This window comes from Oleidesulfovibrio sp. (assembly GCF_047973035.1).
GTDB lineage: Bacteria > Desulfobacterota > Desulfovibrionia > Desulfovibrionales > Desulfovibrionaceae > Oleidesulfovibrio.
The window spans coordinates 1-12,313 of sequence record NZ_JBKEBF010000007.1 but is presented as its reverse complement, the minus strand read 5'-3'; the positions used below and the strand labels follow the sequence as shown (position 1 = coordinate 12,313).

Annotated in this window: 20 protein-coding genes and 1 other RNA gene; 19 read left to right on the top strand and 2 right to left on the bottom strand. The window is 51.0% G+C overall.

From position 1 onward, the window contains the following. Positions 1–79 precede the first annotated feature (79 nt). Together ACK5LI_RS01505 and ACK5LI_RS01500 are read right to left on the bottom strand one after the other, a co-directional pair. Complete coding sequence (locus ACK5LI_RS01505) at positions 80–277, bottom strand: ClpX C4-type zinc finger protein (protein WP_416945862.1); 198 nt, start codon at positions 275–277, stop codon at positions 80–82. A 75-nt stretch (positions 278–352) separates the two neighbouring features. Next, the gene (locus ACK5LI_RS01500) at positions 353–853 is read right to left on the bottom strand and encodes a helix-turn-helix domain-containing protein (RefSeq protein ID WP_416945861.1); all 501 of its coding nucleotides are present in this window, start codon (positions 851–853) and stop codon (positions 353–355) included. 273 nt (positions 854–1,126) lie between these two features. Between ACK5LI_RS01500 and ACK5LI_RS01495 the strand changes: the two genes are divergently transcribed. The 19 genes from ACK5LI_RS01495 to ACK5LI_RS01405 all read left to right on the top strand — a co-directional run. Next, complete coding sequence (locus tag ACK5LI_RS01495) at positions 1,127–1,576, top strand: hypothetical protein (protein ID WP_416945860.1); 450 nt, start codon at positions 1,127–1,129, stop codon at positions 1,574–1,576. Further along, complete coding sequence (locus ACK5LI_RS01490) at positions 1,573–1,815, top strand: helix-turn-helix domain-containing protein (protein ID WP_416945859.1); 243 nt, start codon at positions 1,573–1,575, stop codon at positions 1,813–1,815. Before ACK5LI_RS01495 ends, ACK5LI_RS01490 begins: the two co-directional genes overlap by 4 nt. Continuing rightward, positions 1,812–2,021, top strand: a complete 210-nt coding sequence (locus ACK5LI_RS01485; protein WP_416945858.1) for a hypothetical protein — start codon at positions 1,812–1,814, stop codon at positions 2,019–2,021. The genes ACK5LI_RS01490 and ACK5LI_RS01485 overlap by 4 nt, the downstream gene beginning before the upstream one ends. Then, entirely contained in the window at positions 2,021–2,332 is a 312-nt protein-coding gene (locus tag ACK5LI_RS01480) for a hypothetical protein (RefSeq protein ID WP_416945857.1), read from the top strand. Before ACK5LI_RS01485 ends, ACK5LI_RS01480 begins: the two co-directional genes overlap by 1 nt. A 16-nt stretch (positions 2,333–2,348) precedes the next feature. After that, positions 2,349–2,555, top strand: a complete 207-nt coding sequence (locus ACK5LI_RS01475) for a hypothetical protein (protein WP_416945856.1) — start codon at positions 2,349–2,351, stop codon at positions 2,553–2,555. A 231-nt stretch (positions 2,556–2,786) separates the two neighbouring features. After that, on the top strand, positions 2,787–4,910 hold the full coding sequence (locus ACK5LI_RS01470) for a Mu transposase C-terminal domain-containing protein (RefSeq protein ID WP_416945855.1): 2,124 nt from the start codon (positions 2,787–2,789) through the stop codon (positions 4,908–4,910). Positions 4,911–4,919: 9 nt separating this feature from the next. Then, complete coding sequence (locus tag ACK5LI_RS01465; RefSeq protein ID WP_416945854.1) at positions 4,920–5,621, top strand: AAA family ATPase; 702 nt, start codon at positions 4,920–4,922, stop codon at positions 5,619–5,621. Further along, positions 5,621–6,235, top strand: coding sequence for a hypothetical protein (locus ACK5LI_RS01460; RefSeq protein ID WP_416945853.1), 615 nt, complete (start codon positions 5,621–5,623; stop codon positions 6,233–6,235). The genes ACK5LI_RS01465 and ACK5LI_RS01460 overlap by 1 nt, the downstream gene beginning before the upstream one ends. Beyond that, entirely contained in the window at positions 6,225–6,467 is a 243-nt protein-coding gene (locus tag ACK5LI_RS01455; RefSeq protein WP_416945852.1) for a hypothetical protein, read from the top strand. The genes ACK5LI_RS01460 and ACK5LI_RS01455 overlap by 11 nt, the downstream gene beginning before the upstream one ends. After that, on the top strand, positions 6,467–7,072 hold the full coding sequence (locus ACK5LI_RS01450) for a DUF3164 family protein (protein WP_416945851.1): 606 nt from the start codon (positions 6,467–6,469) through the stop codon (positions 7,070–7,072). The genes ACK5LI_RS01455 and ACK5LI_RS01450 overlap by 1 nt, the downstream gene beginning before the upstream one ends. 10 nt (positions 7,073–7,082) lie before the next feature. Continuing rightward, a complete protein-coding gene (locus ACK5LI_RS01445) occupies positions 7,083–7,355 on the top strand; it encodes a helix-turn-helix domain-containing protein (RefSeq protein WP_416945850.1) in 273 nt (90 codons plus the stop codon). 3 nt (positions 7,356–7,358) lie between these two features. Then, positions 7,359–7,425: hammerhead ribozyme type II (locus ACK5LI_RS01440), an RNA gene on the top strand. 201 nt (positions 7,426–7,626) lie between these two features. Beyond that, complete coding sequence (locus ACK5LI_RS01435) at positions 7,627–8,055, top strand: hypothetical protein (protein WP_416945849.1); 429 nt, start codon at positions 7,627–7,629, stop codon at positions 8,053–8,055. Positions 8,056–8,058: 3 nt separating this feature from the next. Next, positions 8,059–8,514, top strand: a complete 456-nt coding sequence (locus ACK5LI_RS01430; RefSeq protein ID WP_416945848.1) for a regulatory protein GemA — start codon at positions 8,059–8,061, stop codon at positions 8,512–8,514. Positions 8,515–8,839: 325 nt separating this feature from the next. Beyond that, positions 8,840–9,286, top strand: a complete 447-nt coding sequence (locus ACK5LI_RS01425; protein WP_416945847.1) for a helix-turn-helix domain-containing protein — start codon at positions 8,840–8,842, stop codon at positions 9,284–9,286. A gap of 88 nt (positions 9,287–9,374) precedes the next feature. Then, the gene (locus tag ACK5LI_RS01420; RefSeq protein ID WP_416945846.1) at positions 9,375–10,064 is read left to right on the top strand and encodes a hypothetical protein; all 690 of its coding nucleotides are present in this window, start codon (positions 9,375–9,377) and stop codon (positions 10,062–10,064) included. After that, entirely contained in the window at positions 10,057–11,220 is a 1,164-nt protein-coding gene (locus tag ACK5LI_RS01415) for a helix-turn-helix domain-containing protein (RefSeq protein ID WP_416945845.1), read from the top strand. The genes ACK5LI_RS01420 and ACK5LI_RS01415 overlap by 8 nt, the downstream gene beginning before the upstream one ends. Before the next feature lie 180 nt (positions 11,221–11,400). Beyond that, positions 11,401–11,898 (top strand): D-Ala-D-Ala carboxypeptidase family metallohydrolase, encoded by a 498-nt coding sequence (locus tag ACK5LI_RS01410; RefSeq protein ID WP_416945844.1) that lies wholly within the window; start codon positions 11,401–11,403, stop codon positions 11,896–11,898. Positions 11,899–11,901: 3 nt separating this feature from the next. Further along, positions 11,902–12,313: hypothetical protein (locus tag ACK5LI_RS01405; RefSeq protein WP_416945843.1), on the top strand; the 412-nt coding region annotated here is incomplete at its 3' end.

The window sequence follows — 12,313 nt, the reverse complement described above, 5'->3', positions numbered from 1 at the left end:
CGAAATCCAAAATGAGAAAAACTCTGGATTTCGCCCTTCTTTGTACACCCAAAATGAGAAATATGTTTGATGAGAAACGTTATTCTTGTGGGATCTTCTTTTCTGGGGTGGCTTCATCTGAGCTTGCCGCTTCGCTAATTAGAATCTCGACACATAGAAGAACGCACTCATCGCATATCGCCACAAGCGGATCTCCACTGTTGGCAACCAGCCTTTTAACATCTTTTTGAGATTTACCGCAAAAGCTGCAGCATGTTACTTCGTCTTGCTTATTCACGTCACTCACTTTTGCTATTTTGACTTGCAGGAGGCCGTTTTAAACCTTTAATCTTAGTAGTTCTGCCGTCGTTCTTTATGCGACATTGCCACTCGTTGAAGGAATCTTCGATGAAGCTCTCGCTCCCCGTTGATCTTCCAAACGCCCAATACGTTCGCGTAACTCCCCATTAAGGCTTGCAAGTCGCCTATTTTCAGCATTTACCTCACGTAGCTCCTGCGTCAATTCGCGTGCATGTTGCGTGAGAATCTCTCTTTCTTTGCGCTCTTCTTGGCGCAATTTCTCAAGTTCCAGCTCTAAATGGATGCAGCGTGAACAAGCCGCAGTGGCCGTCCCGCGAGACTCGGTCTCTGTTGTGTGAGTGCTTGACTCGCAAGTCGCGGCGTTTTCACCTGACAGCAACCACTCTGGGGATACATTGAATTTCCTAGAAATAAGCATTCCTAGCTCAAAATTAGGCAAAGAAAGGCCTTCTTCATAATTTCTCAATGTGTTTGGCTGGATACCAAGCAGGGCGGCGAAATCTTTCCTGCTTTGCGCCCCTCTGAGCGCTCTCAAGTTTTGAGGAAAGGACATGGGTAAAACTTCCGTGAGCAAACTTTTACCCTAACTTTTACCGCACAGCAGTATGAAAATGTTAAATATTCGCTTATTTATCAACATACTAGCGGCGTGCGTGCCTAAAACCAAACTTTTACCTAAAAAAGCTTGCAAATAAGACCGAATTTAGGCAAATAAAAGTCACGGGCGGTTGAGTAGTGGATTCAAAACTAAAACCAAACTACCAGCCGCCCAGTGTACAGGTCAACGACTTAGAATGGACGAAACCAACAGCTTTCTGGACGGCAAATGCGACAACTATCCCTCTTTCATACCGATGCACTTGATGCACAGGCGGCGAGCCTCGCAAGCGTTATGCGACTTGTGCGCTCCGCCATGAAAAGGGTTGCTGATGAACAGGCAGGCGGAGTGTCTCGTGAACACCTTGCCGATTCGGTGTCGCGCCTTGCAGAAGCTGCCGGAGTATCCCTCACGCAACGGAAGACCAAGAGAGTCTCGAAGGATGTTCTGGACAAATGGCTGAACCCGTCTGCAGTTGACCATGCACCCAGCCTTGAGGCGGTGGTCGCCTATTGCCTTACAACTGGCGACCCCGCCCCTTTTCTGCCGATCTTGCAAGCTATGGGTTGTGAAATCATGACGGCCCATCAGCGAGATAAGTGCCAGTTTGCGGAGGCTGTAATTGAAGAGAAGCGTTTAAAAAGACTTAAGCAAAATTTGGAGGCCAAGCTGTTATGAGCGTGAAAAGGCGCGATGGCGCAAAGCGCAAGTATTGGTACATACGGGCGTTTCTGGACGAACGCGGATACAGCATGAGGAAGTTTGCTCAAAAAGTAGGCGTTAGCGAATCGCAGGTCGGCAAGACTATACGCGGCGGCGACAACAGTCCCCGCGTGCTGACCGCCCTGATTGAGGAAGGTTGCCCTGTGGGGCTGCTTGATCTGCCGGAGAACATGAAGATGAGGAGGGTGGTGTGATGCAATCTGAATACCCGCAAGAAACTGTCTGCGGTGCAGCAAGAGCGCTTGTTGAGTTTTTTAAAAAGTATGGCTTCTCCCAAGAGGAGGCTGCGGAAATATCGGTTAAAGCTATAAATCGCGTGAATGGCGGGTTTATTGCGGAGTGCCAGCTAATCCGTAAAGGGAAATCGGCGCGCGGCCGCAATGTGAAGGTGGTGCTGTGATGAGCAATCTCACATGGCGATCCCGCTTACGCTGGGGTGCCCCTTTCATTGTTAAACCGCGAGTGGGAATGAGTCTTGATGACCATGAAGTTCTTACTCTTAAAAAAGGCGGTAGGGTTATCGCTGTGTGTCACATGGTCAGACGGGGAGAATATCACGAATTAATTGAAGTGCGTCCGGTGATTGAAGAACAGCCCGTCGACAAAGCTCTCGAACGATTTCGGAGAAAGCTGTTGATGGAGTGCTGGCGATGGTGCGTTTTAAAGTCTGCTTATCGCCTTTCGTGGCCCCTGATAGATGAACGACTGTAAGCAGAAGGAGTGTCCAATGGGAGCAAATTCCACAGAAAGTCAAGAGCGCGTCAAGGCGACAGCCGAAGCTATCGCCCTGATACTTAAAAAGGTTTCATTGTGCGAAGCAGTAGGTGCTGTTTCGCTGGCGATGAACACCGCATTTACTGCCAAATACGGCTATGTCGCGCGTGTTAGTCTTTACGGGACAGCCTTTTTTCCAGATGCAAAACGAAAAGAGTGAAGTCCTCCGCAATCTGTTCAAGAATTTCAGCTTTACTTTTTTGCATGTTTTCAGCCTGCACTAACAGGGAGTCGTTAAAAGCTGCTTTCAGATACAGGTCTCTGGCAATTGGCAATAATGCATTACGTGATACTTCTTCTGACATTTCCGGCTCCTTTGTATGTGTTCGATTAGTGGTGTTTGAAAACACATAGCAAACGGGGCCGGAACCCACAATAAAGGCAGACGGATATGGCGATACAAGAAGAAGCATATACAGCCAAAGAGCTAGCAGTGCTACTTTCTGTCACAGAGAGGGCTTGTCAACTCCGTGCCCGACGCGAAGGCTGGCAATCTCGCCCCCGTGCCGGTCGCGGCGGCGGTAACGAGTGGCTGGTCGCTTCTATGCCGGAAGCCACTCGCGCCAAGCTTCTTGCGGCCTGTGCACGGAGGCAGTTGGAGACAGAGAATGTTCCGGCAGCCACTCTTGCAATATCCGCCGTCAGTGAGTCCAAGAAAGCTAAGGCGCTGGCCCGCGCTGATCTGGTCGCTTTGTATACGGACTGGCTTGATAAATCGTCTCATGGAGCAAAGGCCGCAGCACGCGAAAAGTTTATACTTGCCTATCTGGGAGGCGCATGGCCTGCGCTACGGGAAAAACTCGGAGGCAAGGTCAGCTGGAAATCTATTGAGCGCTGGAAGGTGGAGATGCGTCGCAGCGGAGCGGTAACGGCTCTGGTCGATAGGCGAGGGGCCGGTAACAGCAACCGGACAGTCATGTCGCCAGAGCATACAGATCTGCTTCTTCGTGCTGCACTGCACCCCAATAATACCGCCCTCAGTTCTGCCATGAGAATGGCGGCGGTAGCTATGCAGGCAAAAGGGCTTGCGGTACCTGCGGAGAGAACCATGCGGCGTTTCCTGGAACAATGGAAATCCGTCAACTTCGGTACGTGGGTATTCACTCGTGAAGGCAAAAAGGCATGGAACGACAAGGCCGCCTTTTTTATTGAGCGTGATTACAACCTTATTGAGGTCGGCGACATTCTGGTGGCTGATGGTCATGTGTTGAATTTTGAGACTATCAACCCATGGACAGGCAAAGCCCAGCGCATGGAATTGGTCATGTGGTATGACATGAAGTCCAACTGCCCAATGGGTTGGGAAGTTATGCCGACCGAAAACACACAGGCCATTGCATCCGCGTTCCGGCGCGCCGTGGTGGCGCTCGGCAAGCTGCCGCTTATTGCTTACCTCGATAACGGCAAAGCGTTTCGCTCAAAGTATTTCAACGGGGTGGACTTTCGGCAAACAGGTATTGGCGGACTTTTCCAAGAACTTGGCATTCATACTATTTTCGCATGGCCCTACCACGGGCAGTCCAAAACCATTGAGCGTTTTTTCGGTTCGCTGCACAGCCTCGAGCAATGGGTGCCTTCTTATGTGGGGCGCTCTATTGGCAGTAAGCCGCCACGCCTGAGCCGTGGTGAGGTTATGCACCGCAAAGCGTGGGATGCTGCCGGAGGCAGGCCGTTGACTCTGGAAGAGACGCATTTCGCCATTGCTCAATGGATAGATGAATATATCAACACCCCGCAACGCGGGCACCTGAATGGCAAATGCCCGGCCGAAGTCGTTTTATCCGGTCTAGGCTCAGGAATTGATCTTGCGCGTCTGCGGCATCTGATGATGTCAAAAGATGTGCGCCGGATTTCCCGAGAAGGTATCCGGTTCATGGGTAAGCGGTACTACGCACCGGAGCTCTATAGCAGAACCCACGCCGTGCAGGTTCGCTACGATATTGGCGACCTGTCTTCCATCTGGGTGTACAGCGCGGACGGCAAGGACTGCTTGTGTGAAGCCAGACAGGTGGAGGGGATTCATCCTGCCGCCGACATCCTCGGCACTCATGAGCATCAGACTGCTTTACGGGAAGCTATCAGCTTGAAAAAGCAGCAGGAGCGGGAGGCGACATCTATTGTGCGCGGCGTATTGGAAGACGCTTTGCACGATAACCGCGAGCGGATGCGTGTCATCCAAAATGAGAAAATTACCCCTGCGGAGCCGCAGCCTGTGGCTCTGTCACAATCAAAGATTGTCAGCATTGAGACTGCAAAGAAGCAGGCACGGGCCCGACGCGAAGAGAGCCCTGTTTATACCCCTCCTGCACAGAAGCCGGAAATTATGAATGAGCTGGATAAGTACGAATACTTTTTCAACTTGTCGGTGCGGGATGGCCTTACGCTGCGCGAACCTGATCAGGAGTGGATGGATGCCATGGAGCGCAGTGAAGATTTTCAGAGGGATGCCGCTCAGCGTTATGAACGGCTTCGGAAGTATTACGCCCGAAACCGGGCCAGCACGGCAAATATATAAGGAGCAGACATGAGAAAGGACGTGTTTATTGAAACCCGTAATGTGATGGACTTCCGGCAGAAAATAGCAACGCTGGAGAGTGATTCCGGCGAGCCCGGGTTTGCGCTGATATTCGGGCAAGCAGGCAGGGGTAAAACAGATACCACCCGCAACTATTACGCCCGTAACGGAGGTGTCTTCCTGCGCGTGATGCAGGGCTGGACGCAGACCGCTTTTTTGCAGGAGTTGTGTTTTCAGGTGTGCAGTATGCGCCCCAGAAGCGCTGCTGCCTGCAAAGCAAAGGTTATCGAGGCTATTGAGGATATGCCGCAGACCATATTTGTAGATGAGGCAGATAGGCTGCATGTGGATCGCATCGAGGACCTGCGCGATATTTTTGACGTTACCGGCTCTCCTGTTGTGCTTATTGGCGAGCAGGAATTGCGGGGCGTGCTTGGTACTCGCCGTAGAATTTGGAGCCGCGTCAAGCAGGTTGTGGAATTTGGGCCTGTCACGGAAGAAGATGTAGCCATTTTGGGTGATGAGGCTGCGGGGCTGGACATTGAGCCGGAGGCGGCGGCGAGCATTGTCCGCCAGTCTGATGGCGATTTTCGACTTGTATGGAGCTTTATCGGCCAGCTTGAACAGGTGGCGAGAACGCATGAAACTTCCATTATTACGGTTGGCATGGTGGGCCGAGTGGCAAAGCATGTAGCGAGCTGGAGGAAGTAATGCAGCATAAGCAGGCATTACTGCGTGATGCAGCCCGACGCCTTGGAAAGAACGGCAAGGTGTTCACCAACAGAATGCTCTTTATAGCGCTGCAGGCGCAAAACGAACCGGAAAAGGCTCGCATACGTAGGCAAGCGCAGTCGCTGGTTAAAACCGGAGAGTTGCAGCGTACTGCTCCCGGAGAATATCGATACAACCCTGCTGCCGCACCAGCTCGCAACGCTCAGGTTATTATGCAGATGTGGCGCGCCTTGCATTCCATGAACCCGGGTTTTTCGACACAGGACTTAGCGCGTATTTCCGGCGCCAAATACAATTACGCTCTGAAGTATGTGCGCCCCCTGGAGGCGGCGGGATATCTGTCCGTATACCGGCGTAAGGGAAACACTATTTTGTATAAGACTACGGAAAAGCTCCGCAATCAGCGAAATACTTTTTATCCGCCTAAGCCTATCAGCGACCCTTTTGAAGAGGAAAGCCAGAGTGCATATGACATGCTTGGATTGTTCCTGCTTCGTGATCCGTATCAACCGGCAGTGCGGCAAAAAATTGTCGGGCATTGCAAAACAATACTGACCCGCTTTGAGCGGGAGGAGGCCTCCGATGACCAGTGATACTCCCCGTAGTACCGGCAATTGTGGTTGTTCTTATGCTCCAGACGGCCCTATTTCGCGCCGTATGCATGTATACGCAGTAGAGATTGCTGCACAGCTTCAGAAATTGCCTCAGACCTCTTTTGAAGCTGCCAGCCCCGCCCTCAAAGGGTTATTTGCTGAGATTGACCGCGTGGCAGATATGGAGTCCACGATCCCCGTTTCAACCTTTGTTAGTAAGGAGCACGCATAATGCCTACCCCCGACGGCTATATGGAAAATGCGCACGGGCACCTTGTGCCAGTGGCGCAGATTAAGGACATCGACATGGCCCGCCATGAGCTGGTTATGGAAAAGGTGGCTAAAGCCCGTGTTATGCAGGAAGAGCTACGCCGCCTGAAAGGTGAAATTATGGGCGATGTGGAAGCATTTATTACTTTGTCTGCCGAGAAATACGAAACCAGCCTTGGCGGCCAGAAAGGTAACGTCACTCTGAACAGCTTCTGCGGTCGTTACCAGCTTAAGCGACAGATCAGCGAGCACCTAACTTTTGACGAACGGCTACAGGCAGCAAAAACGTTGATTGATGAATGTTTGAAGGAATGGAGCGAAGACAGCCCCGGAGAGCTGCGGACACTGGTGAACGGTGCCTTTGACGTGGACAAGGAAGGTCGCATCAATACAGGCCGCATTCTGGGGTTGCGTAAGGTTAAAATCGACGATGACCGTTGGCTTCGGGCGATGGATGCCATTGCTGATAGCCTGACGGTTACCGGTACCAAAGCGTACTTCAGGCTGTACGAACGTGACGGTAGCGGCAAGATGCAGGCAATATCACTAGATATTGCGGCTTTATAGGGAGCGAGAGATGAATGGAGCATTTGAACGGATAAGGAGCGAACTGGGAGCAGTCACACAGGCGCAGCTGTCCGAGGTGCTTGGTATTAATCAAGCCAGTGTAAGCATTGCAAAGCGTTCCGGGGATATTCCTCCGCGCTGGCTTCTGACCCTACTGCGCAAATACCGGCTGAACCCTGATTGGATAATGACCGGGGAAGGTCCTAAGTTTAGCATACCGGCCGACTGCAATGAGACAGAGTACCAGGGCGAACGCCAGGCGGATTTTCATCTTGGTTTTTAGCCGATGCGAAACCGCCCCTATGCGGGCGGTCGCCGGAGTGTGGCGGCTCCGGCCTGATGAGCAGCCTAGTGAGTTTATTATGAAGGTTGTCCATACCTCTAAATCCACAAGGGATAAAGCATGTCCGAAGTGCGGCTCTGTACACTGGGAAGCTGTATGGCTGTGTATTTCTTGTGACGAATGGGTTGCATGTACAGATTGCTCAGACGGGACAGGAACAGGATTGTGTGAGTGGTGTAGGCGGACGTGGAGATGAAGGCAGAAGGTTGACATGGCAGAACAGCGACAATTCTCTCACTCTATTTGCGTTAAAATTGACGCAAAAACAGAAGCCAAATTAGAGCTTTTTCCCGCAGAACAATGGGCCGATGGCGTAGCGGGTGCCTATCGTGTGCGCCTGAACCGCAAGTGGGTGCGTAACGGAGCTGCACGGCAATATCTAACGCCAGAGCGCATCGGGTTACTGGTGGCTGAACTGCTGAAAGGCGCCCTGCTTGATGAAGGCATTGTGCCGAATCTACCTGTGGGTAGCCAGATGCGAGTGCGTCGTGACCCTGCCGACCCGTATTCGTATCAGCGCGTATATACACGCACAGAACCCTTCAGAGGCTGGGACGGCCTTTGGTATGTGCTGGTGCATGTGTACGGACGGGGCACCGATATGGTGCCTATCAACAGTCTGGAGCCTGTAACGAGGTGATGTATGAGTAAAGCCGACTTTGCCAAAATTCATATCGGTAAAAAGCAATTGGGGTTGGATAAGGATGATGTGGCCTATCGGGCCATGCTGAAGAATATGTTCGGTGTCTCCAGTTCGGCGGATCTGGATGATAGACAACGCTATCGCCTGATCTGCCACTTGAAGGAACTCGGAGCGAATTTTTCAAGCAAGGGAAAGACCTACCCCAAGCAGCCCCGGCGGAATAGCGGCGATTTTTATGTCATTCCCGACAACGTCCCGTATGCAAGTCAGAAGCGCTATATCCTTGTGCTCTGGAAGGCGTTGGGGTGGAGCCTGAAAGGGATCGACACCCGCATGCGTAAGCAATTCGGTCTGGACAGTCTTGTGTGGGTGCAAGACCAGGCGCAGTTACAGACCATCACCAAGGACCTGCAGAACCGTTGCCGAAAGGCTGGAATTGACCCGGATAACGCATGATGCAGGATACAGAACCGCTGGAGCTCGTTCAGGAAATCACTTCTCGGTATCGCACTGTACACCGGTTCTGCAAAGCTCATGGGGAGCTTAATCGATCCACGGTCTACATGGTACTCAAAGGCCGTTACCCCGGCAACACAGAGTGCCAGCTGGAACGAATACGAGAGGCTTTGCGGGGCAAAGTCAGCCTTGAGGAACGGGCCTGTCAGGCAATACGGGAAACAGCATGCGCAAGGTGTACCGTCACTAATCAGGGATGCCGTAGATGCGAAACGCTTTTTAGAGCGCTGGCCCGAGCCGTGGCCGCCGCTATTTCAAACCACATATGAGGTGCAGCATGAATGCAACCCTGTGCAGAACGCTCAAAAAGATGTTTGACGATGGGTTCCGTCAGTATGCCGGAGAGATTGATTCGCAGGTCTACGAGCAGCTTGGCTGCAAGGATGCCGCGCGAGCCTATTGGATTTGCCGTTGGCCCATCCTGCACTGTCTCGGTTGCAACAGACGCTGCACCCCAAAGTCTCCCACCGGTTTTCAGGTACCGTTGGTGAGGGTTTCGCCGTCCACGAATAAGGACTTTTCTCTCACACCCGAGGAGCTCGTCGCGGCCAAGGCACTATTGCGCATTGATGAAGCAGCGTACTGCCTGAATGTCTCAGAACGAACAGTGCGCAGGCTAGTGGATGAGGGAGTGCTGGTTCGACATGTGCGGCAACCTGTACGGGTTACAGCTGAGAGTGTGAGGGAGGAAATGGCGCGGGTTGATTGGTGAAGCCTAGCTCCCTTGACCGCTAGTCAATTTTCATGTAAAAAAAGGCTCACTTAATAAATCTTAAAACAAGACTTGGAGCGCTTAGTACATGAATAGTATTATTCCAGAAGAAACCATCGACAAAATTGATTTTTTCTTCAAGCAGCATCTGTTGGCTCTTTTTATTGAAGCAGCACAAGCGGCATGTGATGCCGTAGCGGTTGACCCGGATAACTTTGGGGAATACACGCTGGGCGGTGCCTTTTGGGATAATTATTTTCATCGTGCTTCCCGCTTAAAAAGTTCAGACGATGCCTGTGCGGACTGCATTCACACGGAGCAAAACGATCTAGTTTTTTCACCAGACGGTGCAATTTTTCGTTGTCACAAGGTAGACACGAACTACCGCCCCCGAGGCGGACAAAAAGCCAAGAAGGCTGCCTACGAAATATGTACAAACGTACTCCCCGGCCTGGAAGAGGAAATGCTCTTAAAACGGGGAAATATGATTGTTGCATTTCGGCTTGATCGAGAATGGGGGCTTGAAGAAGCGGTGCTCGGTGTATTAATCCCCTCCAGCAGTAAGAACGCTAAACTAGCTGTCGACTTTGAACCGCTAAGAACGCTGTATTCACGCGCAATGTCTATAGGTTCAGACCTGCCGCAAATTGATGCGGTTGCCACTGAATCTACAACCGACAAGCTTGTATCGAGCCAGCGGTTTGTGGACGAGAATGAAAGTGGGGCGAAGGCTCCAATAGCTACTAAAGATCAAAGCAAGAAAGTGAAAGATGAATAAGGGACTACAGTACTATTTGAATAGGTTCTCTCCGCTGTCTGTAACGATAGCTCGAGAGATGAGGGGCTTGACGAAGAAGGAGCTTGCCGAGCGTATCGGCAAGACTCCTTCTGCAATTACTAAAATCGAGAAAGGCACAATTAATCCAGATTTGGAAACTTTTTTTAGCCTATCGCGAAGCCTTGACGTAGCCCCAAGTTTTTTTGCTGAATCAATGATTCATAGCAAATCAATAGATATGGGACATTGCCATTTTCGTTGTTCGCGCTCAGTCCCAATCAACCTGCGAAGTAAAGCTATTCGTAAAGGCCAAATTATTGCCAACCTCCTATTTATTCTTCAAGAATACGGGATATCTTACCCCATAAACACTATTGAGGACCGTGTTGGCTATGCCGCTACGACATATGAAATTGAGGAAGCAGCTCTCAAGCTGCGAGTTCAATTTGGGTTAGGTACAGACCCCATTACAAACTTTACGTACACCCTTGAAAAGAATGGTGTGTTTGTCATCTATATAGAGGACGCTGACTTTCAAAAAGTGGATGCCTTTTCGTCTTGGATAGATGGCGTTCCATTTATTTTTCTATGTGCCAACAAACCGATGAGCCGATTGCGTTTTGATATGGCACATGAACTTGGGCATCTAATCCTACATGATGATGTTGCAGAGCATAGTGTAAAAGAAGAACGTGAGGCAAACCGTTTTGCAAGTGCTTTCCTGCTGCCTTGGATGGCTTTTAAAGAGGAATGCCCGTCCCGTTGGAGTTTGAATGGGTTCACCCATTTGAAGAAGCGTTGGAAGGTGTCGATATCCGCCTTGTTGTATCGAGCCAAGGAGTTAAAGATATTGTCTGAATCGACATATAAAAGATCAATGATCACCCTTAACACTGAAAGGATAAGAAACAACGAACCGGGAGAACCCGATCGAGAAAAGCCGGTCATATTCTCTGAAGCAATTACGTTGCTAACAGATGTGATTAATTCCGAAGAATTGATCGAAAAGTGTGGAATAATGCGTGATGAACTGTGCGATATTCTATTATCTCAACATGTTCCCAAACAACTCGTTTCCAGCATGTTTGAACAAACCAAGAAAAATGCGTCAATTTTGTCACTTTTCCCAGGGCAAACGGCTAAGGGCGGTGCGTAATAGAGTGTTTCTTAAAGAGGCAAATACCTGAGAACCACAATATTCGAGCATAGTCACAAAATGCCACTAAAAATAATGAGACCGCAAATGAGAATAACATTGCCCTCGTTACCCCCATTTCCCGACTGCTAACTAAATCCCCTATACACTGCATGACATTACATTCTTATGGAGGATGTCATGCAGCGTATTTCTCTTTCCCCCAATTTCTTCCTCGACGAATTCACCCGGAGTCAGACCGCTGAGCGGTTTGGTCATCCCATCGAAGCGGAGCTCGGCTCCACCGTCTTCAACAATATTCAGTTCCTCTGCTTGACCCTGCTGCAGCCCATCCGGGAAGCGCTGGGGCCTATTACCATTTCCAGCGGCTACCGGCCCAAATGGCTTAATGACCACATAGGCGGCTCTTCTAGGTCGGATCACCTCACAGGGCTTGCGGCGGACATTATCGTTCCCGGTCGCAGCCCTCTTGATGTGGCGCGGTTCATCAGCGGCCAAAACCTTGGCTACAAGCAGCTGATTAACGAGCATGACCGCTGGGTACACATCGCTTCCCCTGGTCCTGACATTATGCCGCGCCGACAGGAACTCACCATCTGGCATAACGGCCAGCAGAACCTGACTGCGGCGGGCCTGCATTCCGTGAAAGAACTGCGGGAACAGGCGTTGAGGGGGTAGCGTATGGGACTCCTCAACATTGGTAAAAATCTGCTCAAGCTTGTTCCGGGTGTCGGGCAGGTTGTCAGCCTGATCGATATTGTGGGCGACATAGCCGAGGCCGTAGGGGGCGATACCGGTAAGAAAATTAAAACCGGACTCTCTATGGTTTCCGACGGGTTGAGCGAAGCCGGTGCGCAGCCCCTTACCCCGGAGCAACGGACTCAGCTTGAGCTTGCCGGACAACGCCATAAAGAACGCATGGCTGAAATTGAACTTTCCGACATTGAAGGCGGGCGCGGTCTGGCCAAGGCGGAGCTGGCTTCTCAGGATGAATATGTTCGCCAGACCCGTCCAAAGCTTCTTCGTATTTATGCCTGGGGCTTCCTGCTTTTGTGCTTTATCGCCGTTCCGCTTGTGGTGGCCGCTGCAGTAT

Excerpts from the sequence above, each read along its gene's own strand:
- ACK5LI_RS01500 (WP_416945861.1), bottom strand. The coding sequence starts at position 853 with ATGTCCTTTCCTCAAAACTTGAGAGCGCTCAGAGGGGCGCAAAGCAGG.
- ACK5LI_RS01495 (WP_416945860.1), top strand. The coding sequence starts at position 1,127 with ATGCGACAACTATCCCTCTTTCATACCGATGCACTTGATGCACAGGCG.
- ACK5LI_RS01490 (WP_416945859.1), top strand. The coding sequence starts at position 1,573 with ATGAGCGTGAAAAGGCGCGATGGCGCAAAGCGCAAGTATTGGTACATA.
- ACK5LI_RS01480 (WP_416945857.1), top strand. The coding sequence starts at position 2,021 with ATGAGCAATCTCACATGGCGATCCCGCTTACGCTGGGGTGCCCCTTTC.
- ACK5LI_RS01475 (WP_416945856.1), top strand. The coding sequence starts at position 2,349 with ATGGGAGCAAATTCCACAGAAAGTCAAGAGCGCGTCAAGGCGACAGCC.
- ACK5LI_RS01470 (WP_416945855.1), top strand. The coding sequence starts at position 2,787 with ATGGCGATACAAGAAGAAGCATATACAGCCAAAGAGCTAGCAGTGCTA.
- ACK5LI_RS01465 (WP_416945854.1), top strand. The coding sequence starts at position 4,920 with ATGAGAAAGGACGTGTTTATTGAAACCCGTAATGTGATGGACTTCCGG.
- ACK5LI_RS01460 (WP_416945853.1), top strand. The coding sequence starts at position 5,621 with ATGCAGCATAAGCAGGCATTACTGCGTGATGCAGCCCGACGCCTTGGA.
- ACK5LI_RS01455 (WP_416945852.1), top strand. The coding sequence starts at position 6,225 with ATGACCAGTGATACTCCCCGTAGTACCGGCAATTGTGGTTGTTCTTAT.
- ACK5LI_RS01450 (WP_416945851.1), top strand. The coding sequence starts at position 6,467 with ATGCCTACCCCCGACGGCTATATGGAAAATGCGCACGGGCACCTTGTG.
- ACK5LI_RS01445 (WP_416945850.1), top strand. The coding sequence starts at position 7,083 with ATGAATGGAGCATTTGAACGGATAAGGAGCGAACTGGGAGCAGTCACA.
- ACK5LI_RS01435 (WP_416945849.1), top strand. The coding sequence starts at position 7,627 with ATGGCAGAACAGCGACAATTCTCTCACTCTATTTGCGTTAAAATTGAC.
- ACK5LI_RS01430 (WP_416945848.1), top strand. The coding sequence starts at position 8,059 with ATGAGTAAAGCCGACTTTGCCAAAATTCATATCGGTAAAAAGCAATTG.
- ACK5LI_RS01425 (WP_416945847.1), top strand. The coding sequence starts at position 8,840 with ATGAGGTGCAGCATGAATGCAACCCTGTGCAGAACGCTCAAAAAGATG.
- ACK5LI_RS01420 (WP_416945846.1), top strand. The coding sequence starts at position 9,375 with ATGAATAGTATTATTCCAGAAGAAACCATCGACAAAATTGATTTTTTC.
- ACK5LI_RS01415 (WP_416945845.1), top strand. The coding sequence starts at position 10,057 with ATGAATAAGGGACTACAGTACTATTTGAATAGGTTCTCTCCGCTGTCT.
- ACK5LI_RS01410 (WP_416945844.1), top strand. The coding sequence starts at position 11,401 with ATGCAGCGTATTTCTCTTTCCCCCAATTTCTTCCTCGACGAATTCACC.